Annotated in this window: 1 protein-coding gene; it reads right to left on the reverse strand. The window is 64.3% G+C overall.

Annotation, left to right across the window (positions count from 1 at the left end; genetic code table 11):
* Positions 1-175: 175 nt before the first annotated feature.
* Positions 176-1186: a type I glyceraldehyde-3-phosphate dehydrogenase gene (gene gap / locus ACTFO6_RS03175; protein ID WP_439932991.1), complete on the reverse strand. Its 1011-nt coding sequence runs from the start codon at positions 1184-1186 to the stop codon at positions 176-178.
* Positions 1187-1354 lie beyond the last annotated feature (168 nt).

Genomic DNA, 1354 nt, shown 5'->3' on the forward strand with positions numbered 1-1354 from the left:
CGGGGCTTGCCTGCGCACCCGCTCACTTGGCGCTCATCCATGCGACCGTGGTGTCCAGCATCCGGTTGGAGAAGCCCTGGGCGGTTGTGGCTCCGGCCGCTCGCCTTCCCTCGCTTCACGGCGCTTCGCGCCGTGAGCCTTCGCCCCAACGCCCGGGGCTTGCCTGCGCACCCGCTCACTTGGCGCTCATCCATGCGACCGTGGTGTCCAGCATCCGGTTGGAGAAGCCCCACTCGTTGTCATACCAGGCCAGGGCTTTGACGAAGGTGCCGCCTGTCACCTTGGTGAGGGTCGCATCGTAGATGCTGGAGGCCGGGTCGTGGTTGAAGTCCATGGACACTAGAGGCTCGTCGCAGACCTTGAGGATGCCCTTGAGCTCGTTCTGGGCCGCAACCTTCATCGCCTGGTCGATCTCCTCCTTGCTGGTGGGCCGCGCCACCACGCAGGAAAGGTCCACCAGAGAGACGTTGACCGTGGGCACGCGAATGGCGAATCCGTCCAGCTTGCCGGCGAGCTCCGGCAGCACCAGGCCCACGGCGGCGGCGGCGCCGGTCTTGGTGGGGATCTGGGACATAGTGGCCGAGCGGGCGCGCCGCAGGTCCTTGTGGTACACGTCGATCAGCACCTGGTCGTTGGTGTAAGAGTGGATGGTGGTCATCAGGCCATGGACCACGCCGATTTTCTCGTGCAGCACCTTCGCGAGCGGCGCCAGGCAGTTGGTGGTGCAGGAGGCGTTAGAGATCACGGTGTGGCTCGCCTTGAGCACGCTGTGGTTCACACCGTAGACCACCGTGGCGTCCACGTCCTTTTCCCCGGGCGCGGAGATGATGACCTTCTTCGCCCCCGCGGCGAGATGAGCGGAGGCCTTCTCCTTGCTGGTGAAAAGCCCGGTGCATTCGTGCACCACATCCACGTTCAACTCCTTCCAGGGCAGGTCTGCGGGGTTCCTCACGGAGAGCACGCGGATCCGGTCCCCGTTCACCACCATGGCGTCCCCGTCCACCTTGACCTCGCCCGGGAACTTGCCGTGCACCGTGTCATAGCGGGTGAGGTGAGCGTTGGTCTTGGCGTCGCCCAGGTCGTTCACCGCCACGATCTGGATGTCTTTGCGGCCGGACTCGTACAGGGCGCGCAGGATGTTGCGGCCGATGCGGCCGTAGCCGTTGATGGCGACTCGGATAGGCATGGAGATTCTCCCCTGGCTGAAGCGAAAATTTTTATTTTAACGCAGCAAGGCGCCAGCTACGCCGGCGCCCCTTAGCCTTCGGCAAAATGTTCGAAGACCCATCTATCGCCGTCCCGGCCCTCTCTCCCATGGGGAGAGATGGGACTGAGGTGAGCCTGCGCTGAAACT

It is taken from the genome of Pelomicrobium sp. G1, assembly GCF_051905455.1.
Lineage (GTDB): Bacteria > Pseudomonadota > Gammaproteobacteria > Burkholderiales > UBA6910 > Pelomicrobium.

Bases quoted from the DNA above. Each gene is read 5' to 3' on its own strand.
- gap (WP_439932991.1), bottom strand. From the start codon at position 1,186: ATGCCTATCCGAGTCGCCATCAACGGCTACGGCCGCATCGGCCGCAAC.